Origin of the sequence: Pseudomonas sp. FG1 (genome assembly GCF_034313875.1) — a bacterium.
In the GTDB taxonomy this organism is placed as follows: domain Bacteria; phylum Pseudomonadota; class Gammaproteobacteria; order Pseudomonadales; family Pseudomonadaceae; genus Aquipseudomonas; species Aquipseudomonas veronii.
Genome location: NZ_JAVIWP010000001.1, coordinates 6,231,874 through 6,249,317 on the forward strand (window position 1 = coordinate 6,231,874; position 17,444 = coordinate 6,249,317).

Annotated in this window: 19 protein-coding genes; 14 read left to right on the top strand and 5 right to left on the bottom strand. The window is 59.1% G+C overall.

Translation table 11 applies throughout. The features are described from left to right. Positions 1-107 precede the first annotated feature (107 nt). The 3 genes from RGV59_RS28615 to RGV59_RS28625 all read left to right on the top strand — a co-directional run bounded on the left by RGV59_RS28615 (position 108) and on the right by RGV59_RS28625 (position 3,515). Positions 108-842, top strand: a complete 735-nt coding sequence (locus tag RGV59_RS28615) for a phosphoadenylyl-sulfate reductase (protein ID WP_017848483.1) — start codon at positions 108-110, stop codon at positions 840-842. A gap of 408 nt (positions 843-1,250) precedes the next feature. Next, the gene (locus RGV59_RS28620) at positions 1,251-2,780 is read left to right on the top strand and encodes an NCS1 family nucleobase:cation symporter-1 (RefSeq protein ID WP_126585508.1); all 1,530 of its coding nucleotides are present in this window, start codon (positions 1,251-1,253) and stop codon (positions 2,778-2,780) included. A gap of 12 nt (positions 2,781-2,792) precedes the next feature. Continuing rightward, on the top strand, positions 2,793-3,515 hold the full coding sequence (locus tag RGV59_RS28625; protein ID WP_017848485.1) for an aspartate/glutamate racemase family protein: 723 nt from the start codon (positions 2,793-2,795) through the stop codon (positions 3,513-3,515). A 15-nt stretch (positions 3,516-3,530) separates the two neighbouring features. On the opposite strand, the gene RGV59_RS28630 is transcribed toward RGV59_RS28625, so the two are convergent. After that, positions 3,531-4,454, bottom strand: coding sequence for a LysR family transcriptional regulator (locus tag RGV59_RS28630; RefSeq protein ID WP_017848486.1), 924 nt, complete (start codon positions 4,452-4,454; stop codon positions 3,531-3,533). A gap of 126 nt (positions 4,455-4,580) precedes the next feature. Between RGV59_RS28630 and RGV59_RS28635 the strand changes: the two genes are divergently transcribed. Beyond that, positions 4,581-5,327 (top strand): 3-oxoacyl-ACP reductase family protein, encoded by a 747-nt coding sequence (locus RGV59_RS28635; RefSeq protein WP_017848487.1) that lies wholly within the window; start codon positions 4,581-4,583, stop codon positions 5,325-5,327. Positions 5,328-5,345: 18 nt separating this feature from the next. On the opposite strand, the gene RGV59_RS28640 is transcribed toward RGV59_RS28635, so the two are convergent. Continuing rightward, a complete protein-coding gene (locus tag RGV59_RS28640; RefSeq protein ID WP_017848488.1) occupies positions 5,346-6,035 on the bottom strand; it encodes an HAD-IA family hydrolase in 690 nt (229 codons plus the stop codon). Between the two features lie 90 nt (positions 6,036-6,125). After that, a complete protein-coding gene (locus RGV59_RS28645) occupies positions 6,126-7,094 on the bottom strand; it encodes an NAD-dependent epimerase/dehydratase family protein (RefSeq protein WP_057003798.1) in 969 nt (322 codons plus the stop codon). A gap of 93 nt (positions 7,095-7,187) precedes the next feature. On the opposite strand from RGV59_RS28645, the gene RGV59_RS28650 reads away from it, so the two are divergent. The 6 genes from RGV59_RS28650 (at position 7,188) to RGV59_RS28675 (ending at position 11,361) form a co-directional block, all read left to right on the top strand. Beyond that, the gene (locus RGV59_RS28650) at positions 7,188-8,072 is read left to right on the top strand and encodes a LysR family transcriptional regulator (protein ID WP_126585509.1); all 885 of its coding nucleotides are present in this window, start codon (positions 7,188-7,190) and stop codon (positions 8,070-8,072) included. A gap of 54 nt (positions 8,073-8,126) precedes the next feature. After that, positions 8,127-8,705 carry a DUF4337 domain-containing protein gene (locus RGV59_RS28655; RefSeq protein WP_017848491.1) on the top strand — a complete coding sequence of 193 codons (579 nt, stop codon included), beginning with the start codon at positions 8,127-8,129 and terminating at the stop codon, positions 8,703-8,705. A gap of 77 nt (positions 8,706-8,782) precedes the next feature. Continuing rightward, complete coding sequence (locus RGV59_RS28660; RefSeq protein WP_046489354.1) at positions 8,783-9,442, top strand: M24 family metallopeptidase; 660 nt, start codon at positions 8,783-8,785, stop codon at positions 9,440-9,442. A gap of 18 nt (positions 9,443-9,460) precedes the next feature. Further along, positions 9,461-9,814, top strand: coding sequence for a gamma-glutamylcyclotransferase family protein (locus tag RGV59_RS28665; RefSeq protein WP_017848493.1), 354 nt, complete (start codon positions 9,461-9,463; stop codon positions 9,812-9,814). Positions 9,815-9,907: 93 nt separating this feature from the next. Then, complete coding sequence (locus RGV59_RS28670; RefSeq protein WP_046382401.1) at positions 9,908-10,243, top strand: hypothetical protein; 336 nt, start codon at positions 9,908-9,910, stop codon at positions 10,241-10,243. A gap of 77 nt (positions 10,244-10,320) precedes the next feature. Continuing rightward, on the top strand, positions 10,321-11,361 hold the full coding sequence (locus RGV59_RS28675) for a DMT family transporter (RefSeq protein ID WP_057003797.1): 1,041 nt from the start codon (positions 10,321-10,323) through the stop codon (positions 11,359-11,361). Here RGV59_RS28675 and RGV59_RS28680 read toward each other — a convergent pair. Then, positions 11,358-12,950 (bottom strand): sensor domain-containing diguanylate cyclase, encoded by a 1,593-nt coding sequence (locus RGV59_RS28680; protein ID WP_126585510.1) that lies wholly within the window; start codon positions 12,948-12,950, stop codon positions 11,358-11,360. The two genes, RGV59_RS28675 and RGV59_RS28680, sit on opposite strands and share 4 nt — an antisense overlap. A gap of 419 nt (positions 12,951-13,369) precedes the next feature. Here RGV59_RS28680 and RGV59_RS28685 point away from each other — a divergent pair, with 419 nt between their 5' ends. From RGV59_RS28685 to RGV59_RS28700, 4 genes are all read left to right on the top strand, one after another. Continuing rightward, on the top strand, positions 13,370-14,854 hold the full coding sequence (locus RGV59_RS28685; RefSeq protein ID WP_126585511.1) for a site-specific integrase: 1,485 nt from the start codon (positions 13,370-13,372) through the stop codon (positions 14,852-14,854). Between the two features lie 529 nt (positions 14,855-15,383). Then, complete coding sequence (locus RGV59_RS28690) at positions 15,384-15,638, top strand: hypothetical protein (protein WP_126585512.1); 255 nt, start codon at positions 15,384-15,386, stop codon at positions 15,636-15,638. A gap of 2 nt (positions 15,639-15,640) precedes the next feature. Next, positions 15,641-15,934 carry a hypothetical protein gene (locus RGV59_RS28695; RefSeq protein ID WP_126585513.1) on the top strand — a complete coding sequence of 98 codons (294 nt, stop codon included), beginning with the start codon at positions 15,641-15,643 and terminating at the stop codon, positions 15,932-15,934. A gap of 246 nt (positions 15,935-16,180) precedes the next feature. Beyond that, complete coding sequence (locus RGV59_RS28700) at positions 16,181-16,549, top strand: Rap1a/Tai family immunity protein (protein ID WP_126585514.1); 369 nt, start codon at positions 16,181-16,183, stop codon at positions 16,547-16,549. A 283-nt stretch (positions 16,550-16,832) separates the two neighbouring features. Here the strand turns inward: RGV59_RS28700 and RGV59_RS28705 are convergent, their stop codons facing one another. After that, the gene (locus RGV59_RS28705) at positions 16,833-17,387 is read right to left on the bottom strand and encodes a tyrosine-type recombinase/integrase (RefSeq protein ID WP_126585515.1); all 555 of its coding nucleotides are present in this window, start codon (positions 17,385-17,387) and stop codon (positions 16,833-16,835) included. Positions 17,388-17,444 lie beyond the last annotated feature (57 nt).

Consider the following 17,444-nt stretch of genomic DNA (forward strand, 5'->3'; position numbering starts at 1 on the left):
TGCCGAACTCTAGCGATTCAAGGCGGCGGCCGCAACGCAGGGCGGATTTTGATACCATCACTCTCCTATAGAGCGCTCAGCGCCACTGACCTGTAGGAACCGTCCTGATGAACCAAGCCTTCGATGTCGTTGAACTCGCCACGACCTATGCCAACAAATCTGCCCAGGACATTCTCAAGCTGGCGTTCAGCCAGTTCGGCGATGACCTGTGGATTTCCTTCAGCGGTGCCGAGGATGTGGTGCTGGTGGACATGGCCTGGAAGCTGAACAAGAACGTCAAGGTGTTCAGCCTCGACACCGGCCGCCTGCACCCGGAGACCTACCGTTTCATCGAACAGGTGCGCGAGTTCTACAAGATCGACATCGAGCTGATCTCGCCGGACCAGAGCAAACTGGAACCCTTCGTCAAAGAGAAAGGCTTGTTCAGCTTCTACAAAGACGGCCATGGCGAATGCTGCGGCGTGCGCAAGATCGAGCCGCTGCGCCGCAAGCTCTCCGGCGTGCGCGCCTGGGCTACCGGCCAGCGCCGCGATCAGAGCCCCGGCACCCGCAGCCAAGTGGCGGCGCTGGAAATCGACACGGCCTTCTCCACCCCGGAGCGCACCCTGTACAAGTTCAACCCACTGGCGCAGATGACCAGCGAAGAGATCTGGAGTTACATCCGCATGCTGGAGCTGCCGTACAACAGCCTGCACGAGCGCGGTTTTATCAGCATCGGCTGCGAGCCCTGCACCCGCCCGGTGTTGCCAAACCAACACGAACGCGAAGGCCGCTGGTGGTGGGAAGAAGCCACGCAGAAGGAATGCGGGCTGCATGCCGGGAATCTCATCAGCAAGGCCTAAGCGCTGACGCAGTCAACCATGTGGGAGGGGGAGCAAGCCCCCTCCCACATTTGTTTTGTGCCGAGCGTAAAAATGTACACACAAATGTAACCATCGGTGCCATTTATGTGTGCAATCCATCGACCTTCGCACCAAAACGTAACATCTCCTCTCTGCCGCTGTTTATTCTCTAAACAGAGGTTCTGCCCCGTCAAAAATAAATACCTGTTCAAACGGTCAATTTATATCGCTTTGAATTCAGTCAGTTATTTATAGAACCTATAAAAACGAAATTAACCAAGGTTTTCATAGATCGAAAACTGGCACGTATGTGGCTTAAGGTGAAGTACTCTTTGTATACAATAAATACAAAACATACATACACTTTCCCGCTGCGGCTTTGCTGCAGCAGTGCTGGAGCCTGCCGGAATGCGTACACGCCTCTCGAACACCCTCGCACTGGATCTGCCCTCCTCCGCCCTCAACCCCGAGGCCGCGAGCCCCGGCCCGCTGGTACTCAGCCCGCGCCTGCACAACCGGGACCTGGCGCCGACCAAGGTCGAAGGCCGACGCTGGGGGCGCTACAGCATCTTTGCGTTATGGACCAACGACGTACACAACATCGCCAATTACTCGTTCGCCATTGGCTTATATGCGCTGGGCCTGGGTGGCTGGCAGATTCTGTTATCCCTGGGGATCGGCGCGGCGCTGGTGTACTTCTTCATGAACTTGTCGGGTTATATGGGGCAGAAGACCGGGGTGCCGTTTCCGGTGATCAGCCGCATCAGCTTCGGCATTCACGGCGCACAGATTCCGGCCTTGATCCGTGCGGTCATTGCGATTGCCTGGTTTGGTATCCAGACCTACCTGGCCTCGGTGGTGTTCCGAGTATTGCTGACGGCGATTCATCCGGGGTTTGCCGACTATGACCACAACTCGATCCTGGGCCTGTCGACCCTGGGCTGGGCGTGCTTTGTGACGATCTGGTTCGTGCAACTGGTGATCCTGGCCTACGGCATGGAGACCGTGCGTCGCTACGAAGGCTTCGCCGGGCCGGTGATTTTGCTGACCGTCGCTTCGCTGGCCGGTTGGATGTACTTCCAGGCCGACGGCCACATCGCCTGGTCGATCCGCGAGCCGCTCACCGGTGGCGAGATGTGGCGCAATATCTTTGCCGGCGGCGCGCTGTGGCTGGCGATCTACGGTACGTTGATCCTCAACTTCTGCGACTTCGCGCGCTCTTCGCCGTGCCGCAAGACCATCCAGGTCGGTAACTTCTGGGGCCTGCCGGTGAACATCCTGGTGTTCGCCGCCATCACCGTGCTGCTCTGCGGCGGGCAGTTCCAGCTCAATGGCCGGGTGATCGAAAGCCCGACCGAGATCATCGCGGCGATCCCCAATACGTTCTTCCTGGTACTCGGCTGCCTGGCGTTCCTGATCGTCACCGTGGCGGTGAACATCATGGCCAACTTCGTCGCCCCGGCCTTTGTGCTGAGCAACCTGGCGCCCAAGTACCTGAACTTCCGCCGCGCCGGGTTGATCAGCGCTGCCGTGGCGGTGCTGATCCTGCCGTGGAACCTCTACAACAGCCCGCTGGTGATCGTGTATTTCCTTTCCGGCCTGGGCGCGCTGCTCGGGCCGTTGTACGGGGTGATCATGGTCGATTACTGGCTGATCCGTAAAAGCCAGGTCGATGTGCCGCAACTGTACAGCGAAGACCCGAATGGCGTTTATTACTACAGCCGTGGCGTGAATATGCGCGCGGTGGCGGCATTTATTCCTGCGGCGGTGATCGCCATCCTGCTGGCGCTGTTGCCGGGGTTTGCCAGTGTCTCGCCGTTTTCCTGGTTGTTTGGCGCCGGTATTGCAGGGCTGTTGTACCGGCTGATCGCCAAGCGCCAAGCGTTCTACGCTGATGTCAGCGGTGAAAGCATTGCAGTCGATAACGTCAGTCATTAAAAAGGACATTCCATGCGTATCCTCGTGGTCAACGTCAACACCACCGAATCCATCACCCAGACCATCGCCGAGCAAGCGCGGTCCGTGGCCTCGCCGGGCACCGAGATTGTCGGGCTCACGCCGTACTTCGGCGCCGAATCGGTGGAAGGCAATTTTGAGAGCTACCTGGCGGCCATCGCGGTGATGGACCGCGTGATGGCCTACGACCAGCCGTTCGATGCGGTGATCCAGGCCGGGTATGGCGAACATGGGCGCGAAGGCCTACAGGAATTGTTGAATGTGCCGGTAGTGGACATCACCGAAGCGGCAGCCACCACCGCGATGTTCCTCGGCCACGCCTACTCGGTGGTGACCACCCTGGACCGCACGGTGCCGCTGATCGAGGACCGCCTGAAACTCGCCGGCCTGTATCAACGCTGCGCCTCGGTGCGGGCCAGCGGCATGGCGGTGCTGGAGCTGGAAGAACACCCGCTGGCGGCCATGGAGGCCATCGTGCGGCAGGCGGAACTGGCGATCCGCGAGGACAAGGCCGAGGTGATCTGCCTGGGATGCGGCGGCATGGCCGGGCTGGACGAACGCATTCGCCAGCGCACCGGGGTGCCGGTGGTGGACGGGGTAACGGCGGCGGTGACGATTGCCGAAGGGTTGGTGCGATTGGGGTTGTCGACGTCGAAGGTCAGGACCTACGCCACCCCGCGGCCGAAGACTGTCATCGGCTGGCCGCGCAGCCGATAGAACAGGTCGCGGCGATCAAATCGCGCTGAAGCGCTGCGCCAGTCCCGCGATTAAAAACTGCTCGAGGATGAAGTCGACAAACGCCCGGGTCTTGCCGGGCAGCAGTTTGTGTTCGGCGTAGTAGAGGGAGATGTTGCCGTCGTCGACGTACCAGTCGGGCAGCACCCGCACCACCGCGCCACTGTCGAGGAACGGCACTGCCATCGGCATGCTCACCAGCGCAATGCCCATCCCCTGGGCGCTCGCGCAACAGGCGGCCTCCGAGTCGCTCAGGGTCATGCGCGGCTTGAGCGCCAACGGACGCTGTTCGCGCTCGCGGCTGGTCAGTTGCCAGGAACGCACGCGGCCGGTTTGCGGGGAGCGGATCAGGATGCCCAGGCAGCGCGCCAAATCCTCGGGCGCCAGTACCGGCGGGCGTTGCGCCAGGTAATCCGCTGACGCCACCAACACCCGGTGCGCGGGCGTCAGCTTGCGTGCAACCACGCCCTGGGGCAGCTCAAAACCACCGCCGATGGCCGCATCGAAGCCCTGGCCGATCAGGTCGACCTGGCGGTTGTCAAAATGCCAATCCGGGCTGATATCCGGAAAACGCCGGACGAATTCCCCCAGCAACGGCATGACATAACGATTACCGAACACCGTGCCCATGCTGACCTTGAGCGTCCCCACCGGCCGCCCCTCGGCGCTGGCCAGGTTGGCCACGGCGTTCTGAATGGTGATGAGGCTGTCGCTGACTTCGGCGAGGAACCGCTTGCCGGCTTCGGTCAGGGTCAGGCGCCGGGTGCTGCGCTGGAACAGCCGCACCCCCAGCCGCGCTTCCAGCTTGGCGACACTTTTGCCCACCGCCGCCGGGGTCAGGCTCAAGCGCCGGGCCGCTTCGGCAAAGCTGCCGCCTTCGGCGCTGCGCACAAAGCATTCGATACTGCCGAAGCTCTCCATATCCGCCCACTCTAAACTTCTGGTTTACACAGACTATAGCAATCCGGGTCTACCGACAGCGGCGGGTGAGGTCGATACTCGGCTGCATCCACAAGGCATCCCGCCTTGAACAGTGAGGAGATCAACATGACTACCCAGAACCTCAGCGGCAAAGTTGCCTTGATTCAAGGCGGCTCACGCGGCATCGGCGCCGCCATCGTCAAGCGTCTTGCAGCACAAGGTGCGGCCGTCGCCTTTACCTACGTCAGTTCCGCCGCCAAGGCCGCAGAACTGCAGAACAGCGTGATCAGCGCCGGCGGCAAAGCCCTGGCGATTCAGGCCGACAGCGCCGATGCCACGGCGATTCGCAACGCGGTCAACGCCACGGTCCAAGCCTTTGGGCGCCTGGATATCCTGGTGAACAACGCCGGCGTGCTGGCCATCGCGCCGCTGGAAGACTTCAAACTGGAGGACTTCGACCAGACCCTGGCAATCAACGTGCGCAGCGTATTCATCGCCACTCAGGAAGCGGCCAAGCACATGGGCGAAGGCGGCCGCGTGATCAACATCGGCAGTACCAACGCCGAACGCATGCCCTTTGGCGGCGGCGGGCCGTATGCGATGAGCAAGGCGGCGCTGGTCGGCCTGACCAAGGGCCTGGCGCGGGACCTGGGGCCACGTGGCATCACCATTAACAACGTGCAGCCAGGGCCGGTGGACACCGACATGAACCCGGCGAACAGTGAGTTCGCCGAGAGCCTGATCGGGTTGATGGCGGTGGGCCGTTATGGCCATGTCGAGGAGATCGCCAGCTTTGTGGCCTACCTGGCCGGGCCGGAAGCGGGTTACATCACCGGGGCCAGCCTGACCATCGACGGTGGCTTCAGCGCATAACCGCCTGTAGGCGCCGGGTCAGGACATGGGCGGCAGGCCGTAGGCGGCGAGGTCGAAGTCCGCGAGTTTGCGGATGATCTGGTCGGCGTGGTGGTACTTGCTGTCGGCCATGGCTTCGTCGGGCACGGCGATGGCGGTCATCCGGGCCGCCTTTGCTGCGGTGACGCCGAACGGCGAGTCTTCAAACACCAGGCAATCTTGCGGCGCGATGCCCAGGCGCCGCGCGGCGGTGAGGAAGATGTCCGGCGCGGGTTTGGCGGCACCGACTTCCGGGTCGTCAGCCGTGACGATGGTGCCGAACAGGCCAAACCATTCGCGGTGCAGCGTGGTCTTGTGGCCAAAGGAGTTGCGCGACGAACTGGTGCCCACCGCAATCGGAATATTGTGCGCGTTCAGGTGCCGTACCAACGCTTCGGCGCCGGGCATGCCCAACGCCCTGGGGAAACGCTCGCTCATCAGCGGCTCACGGATTTCGAGGAACTCAGCCGCCGTGATCGGCAGGTCCAGCGCCTTGACCACGTAGTCGGCCAGGTCCTGGGCCCCGCGCCCGATGATGTGCTGTTTGATCCCCCAGTCATAGGTACGCCCGAAGCGTTCGGCGATGATCTGCGTCACTTCGGTGTAGATGCCTTCGGTATCCAGCAACAAGCCGTCCATATCGAAAATCACGGCCTTGATCGGACCGACTGCGCTACGCGGTGCATTCATCGTGACGAAACCCTGGAGGTAGGACTAAAAGGATTCAGCACAATAACGGCCCCGCTTGTCGGCAGGCAACCTTTTAGGCTGTGCGCCTGATCAGGCCGGCGTGGGCAGGCAGCCCAGGCTGGTCAATGCGGCCTCCACCGCGTGCTCCAACGGCGTATGGGGTTCGTGGCCCAGGGCCGCAAGCAAGCGTTGGTTATCCATACGCAACGGGGTTTGCCACAGATAACGCATCTCCTGTATCTCGCGAAAGGTCACGACAAACGGCGCAGCCAACTTCAACAGCCACCAGGGAAATACGCCTACACGCGGTTGCAGGCCCGTCCTGCGTAACACTACGCGCTGGATCGCCTGGCTCATCTGCGTGCCATCACTGTCCACGTGCCCGGCCATATGAAAGCAGGCAAAAGCGTCGAGGGCGGCGCGGCGCTCAATCAACTCGAGCATGGTGCGCGCCACATCCGGCAGGTAAGCCCATTGGTGGGCGACGCCTGGCGCACCTGGGGCGCTGACCGCGCGCACCGGTTTACCGGGTTTGACCAGGCCTTGGGAGAACCAGTTGTTGGCCGCTCCGGCGCCGAAAAAATCCCCGGCACGCACGATCACTACACGAGCGCCCTCGCGGGAAGACTGAAGCAAGCGCTGCTCCAGTTGCACACGTATCGCGCCCTTGCGGGTCAGCGGGTGCTGGGGTGAGTCTTCGGAAAGCACCGGGAACGCATCCGGCCCGAAGTTGTAGACCGTGCCGGGCAACACGATGGTCGCGCGCTCGGCGATGGCCGCAGCAATGGTGTTGTCGATCATCGGCAGCACCTGCTCGGCCCAATTGCGATAGCCCGGCGGGTTCACCCCATGGATGATCACCGCGCAGCCACGGGCGGCAGCGATGACGTCCTGGCGATTGAGCGCATCGCCTTTGAGCCAGGTATAGGCGGCATTCTGGCTACGGGCCTTGGCGACATCCCGGGTCAACGCACACACCTGCCAGCCCGCCACGCTCAACTGTCGCGCCACTTCGCCGCCGATACCGCCGGTTGCACCCAATACCAGTACCTTGCTCATCACCCGCTCCCACGTTGGTTGGAGTGGCCATTCTGTTCGTAGCCTGGCTATAGAGGAATTGCCGAAGACCATCCAGACGCTATACATTTACGCATGGCATTGAACATTGGCTGGGAGCTTTACCGATCGTTTCTTGGGGTACTCAAGGAAGGATCGCTGTCGGGGGCCGCACGGCAGCTCGGCATCACACAGCCCACCGTCGGTCGGCACATTGTCGCGCTGGAAACGGCCCTGGGCGTGGTGCTGTTCACTCGCTCCCCCACCGGCCTGCTGCCGACGGCAGTGGCTCACACCATGAGGGCCCACGCCGAGACCATGGAGCGCATGGCCGCCGCCCTGGAACGCAGCGCCTCCTCCCAGGGCGACGAAGTGCGCGGCGTGGTGCGTGTCTCCGCCAGTGAAGTGGTCGGCGTGGAAGTACTGCCGCCGATCATCACGCGGTTGCGCCAACAGCATCCTCAGCTCAAGGTCGAACTGGTCCTGACCAACCGTCTGAGCGACCTGCTGCAATTGGAAGCCGACATCGCCGTGCGGATGGTCCGCCCCAGCCAGGAGCAATTGCTGGCACAGCGCATCGGCCTGATCGAAGTCGGCCTGCACGCCCGCGACGATTACCTGCACCAGCACGGTACGCCGCAAGAGTTGAAAGACCTGACCGACCACGCGGTGATCGGCTACGACCGGGAAAACGCGTTTATCCGCAGCCTGGCCGTCAAAGGCTTCGAGCGCGGCACCTTCGCCCTCAGCAGCGACAGCGACCTGGCGCAACTGGCGCTGATCCGTGCCGGCGCCGGCATCGGCGGATGCCAGGTCAAGCTGGCCCAACAAGACACGCGCCTGCGTCGGGTGCTGCCGGAGGCATTCGCGCTCAAACTCGACACCTGGGTCACCATGCACGAAGACCTGCGCAACAGCCCGCGCTGCCGGGCGACGTTTGATGCGCTGGTGGCGGGTTTGCAACGTTACATACAGGATTGAGACAGCTTCGCTGAGGAACAATGAAAATTCCTCAATCCCTTCACAGCCGCCGCCATGACCGAAGCCTTCGAAGTCCCCAGCCCCCACGAAAAACACATCGAACACACCACCGAACATGCCCACGCGCGCGGCGACAATTTCGCCAGCCGCATTGCCGTGATGACCGCGCTGATGGCCACCCTTGGCGCCATGCTCAGCTACCAGGCCGGCTCCACCGAAAGCGAAGCGGCGATGGACAAGAACAACGCTGCCATTTTCAAGACCGAAGCCGCCAACCAGTGGAACTACTACCAGGCCAAATCCAGCCGGCAAAACCTGGCGGAACTGGCTACCCATATTCCCGGTGTGGACGCCGCGCATTACAAGGATGAGAGCGAGCGCTACAAGGGCCAGAAGGAAGACGTGCGCAAACAAGCCGAAAAGCTGGAGGCAACCTCACGGGAATGGGATCAGAAATCCGAAGAAGCCCTGCACCAGCATCACCGCTGGGCCCAGGCAATGACGGCGATTCAGATCGCGATTTCGTTGGCGGCGATCACGTTGTTGACGCGCAAGGAATGGTTGAAGCGCCTGTCGTATACGGCAGGCGGTGTGGCCTTGGTGCTGGGCGGCCTGGCGGGGTTGCATTTCTGATAATTTCGCTTGGGCGCCCAACACCTGTCGCTATATAGTAAACTGCATAACGCTAGCCACCGCACAAGGAGATACCGGTGTCCGCACAACCCAAAGAAGCCGTGGGCGCCGCCTACAGCATCGAATCCATGCGCTATGCCCAGGCCATGACCTGGCAGGCCATCGAACAACTGGCCCAACGCATCCGCCCCGGCATGCTCGAATCCGAAGCGCGCGAGTTGGGCAAACACGTCCTCGCCGACCTCGACATGCAGCGCATCTGGCACCCGCTGCTGGTGCGCTTCGGCGCCAATACCCTCAAGACCTTCAAGCAACGCTCCGACGGCGACCCGGTACTGGGTGAAAACGACATTTTCTTCATCGACATGGGCGCCGTCTGGCAAGGTCACGAAGGCGACGCGGGGGCCACCTTCAGCACCGGCACCGACCCGGACATGATCGCCTGCGCCAACGCGGCCAAAGCGCTGTTCGACCGCGTGCAAGCGCGCTGGAAAAACGACCAGGTCATCGGCCTCGAACTCTACCGCTACGCCGAGGCACAAGCCCAGGCCATGGGCTGGCAGTTGAACCTCGACATCAAGGGCCACCGCGTCAGCGACTTTCCCCACGCGATCCATCGTGGCGGCGACCTCGGCGACTTCGAGCACTATCCGAATGCAGGGTTGTGGATTCTGGAGATTCAGATCGCTCACCCGAGCAAGCCGTATGGCGCATTCTATGAAGACCTCCTCGCTTAATCGTTCAAAGGAACCAGAATGGAACGCTACACCGAATTTCCCGTGCTGTTGTTTTCCTACGGCACCCTCCAGGACAAAGCCGTCCAACTCGCCAACTTTGGCCGAGAGCTGACAGGCCAGCACGACGCCATGTTGGGCTACTCGAAAAACTGGGTAGAAATTACTGACCCGCAAGTGCTGGCCACCAGTGGCAAGACCCACCACCCGATCGTCGCGCCGAGCACCGAACAAGGCGCCAGCGTTGAAGGCATGGTGTTTCAGATTAGCGAGCAGGAGTTGGCGGCGGCGGATGCGTATGAAGTGTCCGACTACAAGCGAGTCAGCGTGGCGCTGGCATCGGGCCTCACAGCTTGGGTGTATGTGCAGGCCTGAACGATGGGCGATTGATTTCAATATGTTACAGGAGCGTTTAGAGTATCGCCCCCCGAGAATTGAATCTCGGGATTCAGTCCATGGAGTTACTCAGTGAAGTACGTCAGTAAAGTGGTTGCAGCAGCTGTTCTCGGTTTCACCCTCGCCGGCTGCACCGGCACCGCCATCAAATCCCCGCAATACGACAGCAGCCAATACACCGTGCTGGGTCACAGTGAAGCCAGCGCCACCGGCATCATGCTGTTCGGTGTTATCCCGATCGGCCAGAACAGCCGTTTCGTCCGCGCCCAGACGGCTGCCATCCAGGCAAAAGGTGGCGACGCGCTGATCAATACCGAAGTCCAGGAAAAATGGTTCTGGGCTTGGGTGCTGAGCGGTTACACCACCAAGATCTCCGGTGATGTGGTCAAGCTGAAAACTGCACACTAAGCCGGACGTTGCTCTATTTGCGCGGGATTTGACCTGAGCAAGCGACGTATCATGGGCCAACCTTTCGAGGATGGCCCATGAACCTCAGTATCCTTTACGCACTCGCCGCCGCCGCGCTGTTCGGCGCCAGCACCCCGCTCGCCAAAAGCCTCGGCCTGGGTCTCTCGCCCGTGCTGCTCGCAGGCCTGCTTTATCTCGGCAGCGGTGCCGGACTCGCCATCGTGCGCCTGATCCGCGATCGCGGCTGGACCCCCACCGGCTTGACCCCCTCCGAATGGCCCTGGCTGCTCGGCGCCATTGCGTTCGGCGGCATCCTCGGGCCCGTGGCCCTGATGTTCGGCCTGACCCGCACCTCGGGCGCCACCGCGTCGCTGATGCTCAACCTTGAATCGGTATTGACCGCGTTGATCGCCTGGCTTGTGTTCAGGGAAAACGCAGACCGTCGCATCGTCCTCGGGATGATTGCGATTGTGCTGGGTGGCGTGGCGTTGTCATGGCCCCAAGGCGGCGCCGACAGCCACGATTGGACCGGGCCGCTCGCCGTGGCGGTGGCCTGCCTGTGCTGGGGCATCGATAACAACCTGACACGCAAAGTGTCGGCCTCGGACGCATTGTTTATCGCCGGCGCCAAAGGCTTGATCGCGGGCGTGGTCAACTGCAGCCTGGCGCTGTATCTCGGCGCGCAGATCCCCGGCCTGGCGCAGCTCGCGCCGATCTTGCTGGTCGGGTTTCTCGGCTATGGCATCAGCCTGGTGCTGTTTGTGCTGGCCTTACGCGGGCTGGGCAGTGCGCGTACCGGCGCTTATTTCTCTACCGCGCCGTTCCTCGGCGCCGCGCTGGCCTTGCTGGTGCTGGGCGAGTCGGTGACCGGCGCGTTCTGGATTGCAGCCGCGCTGATGGCCGCCGGAGTGTGGCTGCACCTGACCGAGCGCCACGCCCATGCACATCAGCATGAGGCGACGGAACACGGGCATCGGCATGTCCACGATGAGCACCATCAACATGAACACCCGTTCGAGTGGGACCCGGCGATGCCGCACAGTCACGTGCATACCCATAGCCCGATCAAGCATAGCCATCCACATTTTCCGGATATTCATCATCGGCATCGGCATTAAAGGCTTGACCCGATAGCCACAGCCTCCCATCGAGCCTGCTCCGCTACCACCCGATTACGACCGCTTTGCTTGGCCTGATACAAAAGCTGATCAGCCCTCTCCAGCACAGCGGATATCGAATCGCCACCGGGATGCCATAGCGCGACGCCCATCGAAACGGTGATGTGCCCGACCGTTTCGATGTTGGCGGCATCGATCGAGGCACGCAGTCGCTCGGCGACATCCGTTGCAACCTGAAGCGAACTATTGGGTAACAACAACACGAACTCCTCGCCACCGACCCGACAAGGCAGGTCGTTGGACCGTGAATTCTGCTGCATGAGCCTCGCAATGGCGCGCAGCGTTTCATCGCCCACACCATGGCCAAATGTATCGTTCACGCGCTTGAAGTGATCGATGTCCATGGACACGACCGCGAACGCCTTGTAGACATCCTGCCAGCGCAACAGAACGTCCTGCATCGCCCGGCGATTGGCCAGCCCGGTCAACGCGTCGGTTTGCGCTTGCTGGTTGAGTTTGCCGATCTTTTCCTGCAGCAGGGTGGCGCCGAGCAGCAGCGCTCTGCGAATCTGCCAGCTTTCGAAATAGCGCGTCGGGATTGCACTGATACGTTCGTAGCTGTCCGGCGAATCCAGCCGTTTGGCGCAATCGGCAAGCCTGGACAACGGCACCGAGATTCGCGCGCCCAGCCACCAGATCAACACGATTCCGAACAGCGCCAGCGGCGCGATGCCCTGCGCCACCTTGGCCATGGTGTGTCGCAGGATGGCTTGGATGTTATCGAGCGGCTGCTGCGAGATCACCCCCCAACCGCTGATGGGCACCCTGGCGAAACCGGCGAGCATTTGCACGCCATCGGCATCTATCGCCTGCAATGTTCCCCCGTCGTGACTGAGCGCCGCGTCGTCGATCAACCCCTTTCCAGCGACTGTCCCGATGTGCTCGGGATCGGAGTGATAGAGCACCCGGCGGGCGCTGTCGACAAGATAGACATGCGCCCCGTCCTTGCGCACATTGGTGTCCATCAGCGCCTGGAGCGTATTCCTCTGCTCAAGTCGGACACTGCCCCCGATCAGCCCCAGGTACTCTCCTTTCGCGTCGAATATGGGGTGGCTGACAAAGACCACCAGATTGCCAGCCATGGACTTGAACGCGTTGCTGATTATCGGCACGCGAAGGCTGAGAGGCTCGCGGTGTTGCAGCGTGCGCCCATCGAGGTGGAGGTTTTCGGGAGCCGAGGCAATGATTGTCCCCGCCGCATCGGCGATCAACACGGAGTTGAAACTGGCGTCTTGCCCAAACAGTCGCTGGGCTTCCTCCGTCAAATTCTGCTTATCGCCAAACGCTTTGCCAATGACGAACGAGCTGTATTTCAATTTATCGAGGTCGGAATTGAGTACCTGCTCCACACTCCGAGCGATCCGAGAGGCGTAGGCCTTGTTCACTTCCAGCGCATTCTCGATCAACTCCTGCTTCTGAATCGTGAACGTCACCCAAAAACTGTTGGCCAGGGTTGCGATTGCCGAAAGCATTACAAAGATAAGAATCAGAATACGAAGGTTGAGTTTCGGCTTCGGTCGGGTGGTCATATTACGCAGTCCGGATGGGCGGAAGAATTGCAAACGATTCGATGCAGGATGAATCGTCCTTGTTTTCGCAGGCACCTCTTCGACCATCGTTGACCGAAGCAGCCCGTTTAACCAGCCTGGAAGCCCACCTGCCAATTCTGAACGCGCCGAGCGGGCGTGTCCGAAGGCTGACGGAAAAAAACAGCGTCAGTCCCACATTGGGCCTATATGACCTTTTTTTCAGCCGCAAGAAACCACAAACCCCCGACTTTCACTAGGAAAATCAGGGGTTTGTGTTTGCAGAATGTGGCGGTGAAGGAGAGATTCGAATTAACCGCACCTACAGGCCTTTAAACGCCGTAATACGGGGCCTACAGCTTGGATAGTAGTACAAACCAGTAGTACAATTTGCTGTATGCCCCCTCTCCCAGCGTGACCCCATGGCCGATAACTTGATCCAGAAACGCGGTGAATCCACATGGTATTGCAGACTTGCTGTGCCTGTTGATGTCCGAGCCGCGATGGGAGGCAAGACCGTTCTCATTCGCTCACTACAGACCGGCCTACGCTCCGAAGCCATGGAACGTCGCTTGGCGGTGCTAGCGGAATGGAAGGCTCAGATTGCACAGACCAGAGGGAAACGGGCTGCACGTGGGGATACGTGGAAAGAGCCCATAGCAAACGTGGCTCATGGATTTGCACAGGCCACACGCAAGCTCAAAACAGATGTTGCTCTTGGGGAAGCGGAGAAACCGTCTACTTTCGACACTGAGGAGGTAGCAGCACTATACCGAGGACTGTTTGACGACTCACCAGAGGGTAAGCAACGGCGGGAGAAGGCAGACCGGGTTTACGCCATGACAGGCGTAGACGGCGAACTGGCTAACATCGACTTCGCTACTGAGATGGCGCAACAGCTCATGGCGAAGGTATTCGGTGTAACGCAGCAACTATCGCCAATCGAGGAGGCAGAGGCACGGCAGATATTCGCGAAGCCGGACGCTCACAAACCGAGGTCACCAATTACACCCGCCAGACTCAAAGCATATCGAGAATTCCGGGAGAGCCGTGGGGGCGCTCCGAAACACGTGGACCAGCAGGTCGGCAAGATGGATAGGCTCTCGACCTTCCTAAAAGAAGAGGAGCTACCGCTTACCTTTGACACGGTGGATAAGTGGCTCAAGTCTTTGGATCGAGCGCCCGCGACATTAGCCCAGTACCTCATGGCAGGTACATCCTTTTGGAAGTGGGCAACAAAATACGATGCCGGGTGGCGCAGAGAGTTTCAGGATAAAGCTAACCCGTTCATGGCTCACGAGCTACCCCAGGGAGGAGGCTCTGAAATAGCAGGGTTGGACAGGGAGATATATACCCCTGAGGACGCCTGTAAGCTCCACCGGGCCGCATTGGAAAACGATGACAAGCCTCTCGCCGATCTGATCGCAATGGGCTGGTACACAGGCGCCAGGATCGAAGAGCTTTGCCGATTGACCAAGGAAAGCGTAATCACCGTCGAGGGTATCCGGTGCTTTGACTTCCCTAAAAGCAAATCGAAGGCGAGCAAACGCGTCGTTCCCATCCATCCAAACTTACTACCGATCATAGACCGCCTAAGCGCTGCTAGCCTGGACGGGTTCCTGATTCCCACTGACTCACAAGACCGTTACGGCAAACGTTCGCACGCAATCTCAAAAGCGTTCGGCAGACTCCGTACTAATGCTGGATTCTCGCGCCTGTATGTTTTCCATGGCTTCCGCCACACAGTAGTTACAGCACTGATAAGAGCGGATGTATCGGACGCGCTGGCTAAGGAATTGGTTGGGCACGAGGTGGGCAATGTCACCCACGATACATATTCAAAGGGTGCAAGCACGGCTCAGAAATTCGTAGCTATCAAGAAACTGCCCACCATCCCGAGCCATTAGCAGCTACGTCACTCGACGCAATTTCCTTTGTGACAAGCTGTATGCATACACAGCATAAGAGACAGAAATCCGACGCAAAACTGATCGCCCGCCCCCGTCCGTCAAAAAAATAGCCTTAGGCGAAAATTTTAGAAATTCAGTGATAAGTGGCTGAATGTAGTAACCATGCGGGTTACAAGGGTGTTTCACGGTTTATACACATTTCACCCACAGAGTTACCCACATGCAGTGCGTTGCTAAGCCTCCAAAAACGCACTATCTTGTGTTCAGACGCAAAAACAACCCTACATGTAGGGATTTGCGTTAGCCGTGCCCTAGCATGGGCAGGTAAGAAGACAGCGGGTGATTACGCTTCGTTTTTGCGGACAGAACGTAATCACTCGCTCACTCAAGCCAGCGGTTTGTTGTAACCCGACCTGAGAATCGGCATTAGAGCGAATCACTACCCCATCGTCAAACGATGGATTGTGAAACCTGCTCAACGGTGCCTTTTTCAGGCGGTCCCCCCACTGAAATAGGAATCATCGCAATGCCGAAAAATCCAAAGCAATCCTCACCGAAGGTGGCCAAATTGGCCTCCGAGATCCTGCGCGATCCGCACGCCTCTGACATCGCCAAGAGGTTCGCAGCGTCTACGTTGGCACAGGCCAATACCCCGAAACAAACCGGCATAAAAATAGAAGAGGAAGCAGGCAGAGTCCTTCAAAGCGAGAAATACAGCGAGAAGACCAAAATTCTTGCAGCATCGCTTGTCTCTCAGTCCAACAAAGCGCGGGGTAACTGATCATGACCATTCATGCAGTTGTAACCGTCGATTTGGACGGTGGCGTTACCTCATCAGCACGGAACACGTTTAACGAAGAGCTTAAGAAGGAAAAATACATCAAGCACAAGCTGACGACCCTTTGGACAGCACGGTATACGGAAGGCTGTACTAAAGCGAGCGCCCTTCAAGACGCTCGTAATTGTGTAGATAAGGCTGCTCGGATTGCCGGAATAACGAAATATGAAGCACTGGTTTCGCTTTCGGATGAAGCGCCCACTGAGTGGAAGAAACCAACCACCCTCTTAGGCGGTTGATCTATCAAGACCGAGCAACAGAAAGCCCCGCGCCAGCGGGGTTTTTCATTTCCGCATATCTATAATGAGACAAGGATTGAAGGCGCCATCCAGATATTTAGCTGCTTTGCTGTTATATATTGCAACGTTATATAGACACTTGTATGAGAGCCTGTATCTTACTGATTCTTATGGGTATTTATTCTGATGGCACCGGGCTATCCATGACGGTAATATCGGCTAATTACGCACCGATAGAGATTCGCCATGAAAGCAGGGATATTAGCTCTGGCTGCATTGGTCGGGATGAGCTGCACGACATCACAGGCATGGGCCGACACTGGAAACGAAATGGCAGAGAACTGCCGTGCTTTTCTTAAAGAAAAGACACCCAGAGAGCGATACTTTAATGCAGGAGTCTGCGCAGGATTTGTGAATGGGGTTACAGACACCCTGGTGCTGGCCCGTATAGCCAGCCCCGAAACTATCGCGATCTGTATTCCCGGTGAAGGGTTCACCATGGGGCAGGCAGCGAAGGTTCTCCTCAAATACCTTGATGATCACCCGGAAACTCTTCACGAGAATGCGTCGATGCTGGCACTTCAAGCCTATAGAGCGGCCTACCCCTGCAACTAATCAAGCTACTTAAGCTTATGGTTGCTACCCGCCGTTGAATAAGGATCGCAACTTGATAGGCGATTGGGGCTTCCTGGCTGAAAATAATCCTGGGCACAGATACTTGCCTGAGCTGTTAAACAGGCTGTGAGGACAGGTCAGGTAAAGCTGACTAAAGCAAAAATAAGATGTACCTGGGCGCCGCTGAGTTCGCTTCCGGCAGGCGCTGAGCCGAATGCTGTGGGCATTCATCAGAGACAACGAAGCCCGCTCATGGCGGGCATTGGGTGCAGTCAACGGGATGTTAGAATACAAACTCGTGGTACGTCGCATCAACCTCGGCTTGAGTGAGACCGATGTACACCATAGTGACGGCGGGACTGCTGTGGTTCAACACCCGGCAAATCTTCTCGATGGATACGCCGCCACTGTACATCAGCCAGCCACGAGTCTTCCGCATTGAATGTGTGCCGAGCTGGATACCAAGTTCATCACCCACAGACTTGAAGGCGTTAGCCACGGCAACGCGACTTACGGCCTTGCCCTTCGCACGGTTACTGTCTACTTCAAACAGGAATGTATGCGAGGGGTGAGCGACCTTGCGTCGTGCCACGATGGCCTTGGCGGAGCTGTTCAGGTCGATCTGTCGAGTCTTACCGGTCTTGGACTCCTTGATCACGAGCTTATCGCCAGCAACATCCTCAAAGGTGAGACTGAGCAAGTCGCTGATACGGAGGGCGGTGTTAACGCCAAACCGCCAGATGTCCGCATACAAAGAATTACCCCTCGCGTTCTTAGTCAGCTTGCGAGCGATCACCTCCGCCTCCCCCTCCGTCTTTACCGCCTCTACGATGTTCATCCTAATTTACACTCCATGCAATATTGGCAAGATGTGTTAATTAGAACATGACTCACT

Bases quoted from the DNA above. Each gene is read 5' to 3' on its own strand.
- RGV59_RS28615 (WP_017848483.1), top strand. From the start codon at position 108: ATGAACCAAGCCTTCGATGTCGTTGAACTCGCCACGACCTATGCCAAC.
- RGV59_RS28620 (WP_126585508.1), top strand. From the start codon at position 1,251: ATGCGTACACGCCTCTCGAACACCCTCGCACTGGATCTGCCCTCCTCC.
- RGV59_RS28625 (WP_017848485.1), top strand. From the start codon at position 2,793: ATGCGTATCCTCGTGGTCAACGTCAACACCACCGAATCCATCACCCAG.
- RGV59_RS28630 (WP_017848486.1), bottom strand. From the start codon at position 4,454: ATGGAGAGCTTCGGCAGTATCGAATGCTTTGTGCGCAGCGCCGAAGGC.
- RGV59_RS28635 (WP_017848487.1), top strand. From the start codon at position 4,581: ATGACTACCCAGAACCTCAGCGGCAAAGTTGCCTTGATTCAAGGCGGC.
- RGV59_RS28640 (WP_017848488.1), bottom strand. From the start codon at position 6,035: ATGAATGCACCGCGTAGCGCAGTCGGTCCGATCAAGGCCGTGATTTTC.
- RGV59_RS28645 (WP_057003798.1), bottom strand. From the start codon at position 7,094: ATGAGCAAGGTACTGGTATTGGGTGCAACCGGCGGTATCGGCGGCGAA.
- RGV59_RS28650 (WP_126585509.1), top strand. From the start codon at position 7,188: ATGGCATTGAACATTGGCTGGGAGCTTTACCGATCGTTTCTTGGGGTA.
- RGV59_RS28655 (WP_017848491.1), top strand. From the start codon at position 8,127: ATGACCGAAGCCTTCGAAGTCCCCAGCCCCCACGAAAAACACATCGAA.
- RGV59_RS28665 (WP_017848493.1), top strand. From the start codon at position 9,461: ATGGAACGCTACACCGAATTTCCCGTGCTGTTGTTTTCCTACGGCACC.
- RGV59_RS28675 (WP_057003797.1), top strand. From the start codon at position 10,321: ATGAACCTCAGTATCCTTTACGCACTCGCCGCCGCCGCGCTGTTCGGC.
- RGV59_RS28680 (WP_126585510.1), bottom strand. From the start codon at position 12,950: ATGACCACCCGACCGAAGCCGAAACTCAACCTTCGTATTCTGATTCTT.
- RGV59_RS28685 (WP_126585511.1), top strand. From the start codon at position 13,370: ATGGCCGATAACTTGATCCAGAAACGCGGTGAATCCACATGGTATTGC.
- RGV59_RS28690 (WP_126585512.1), top strand. From the start codon at position 15,384: ATGCCGAAAAATCCAAAGCAATCCTCACCGAAGGTGGCCAAATTGGCC.
- RGV59_RS28695 (WP_126585513.1), top strand. From the start codon at position 15,641: ATGACCATTCATGCAGTTGTAACCGTCGATTTGGACGGTGGCGTTACC.
- RGV59_RS28700 (WP_126585514.1), top strand. From the start codon at position 16,181: ATGAAAGCAGGGATATTAGCTCTGGCTGCATTGGTCGGGATGAGCTGC.
- RGV59_RS28705 (WP_126585515.1), bottom strand. From the start codon at position 17,387: ATGAACATCGTAGAGGCGGTAAAGACGGAGGGGGAGGCGGAGGTGATC.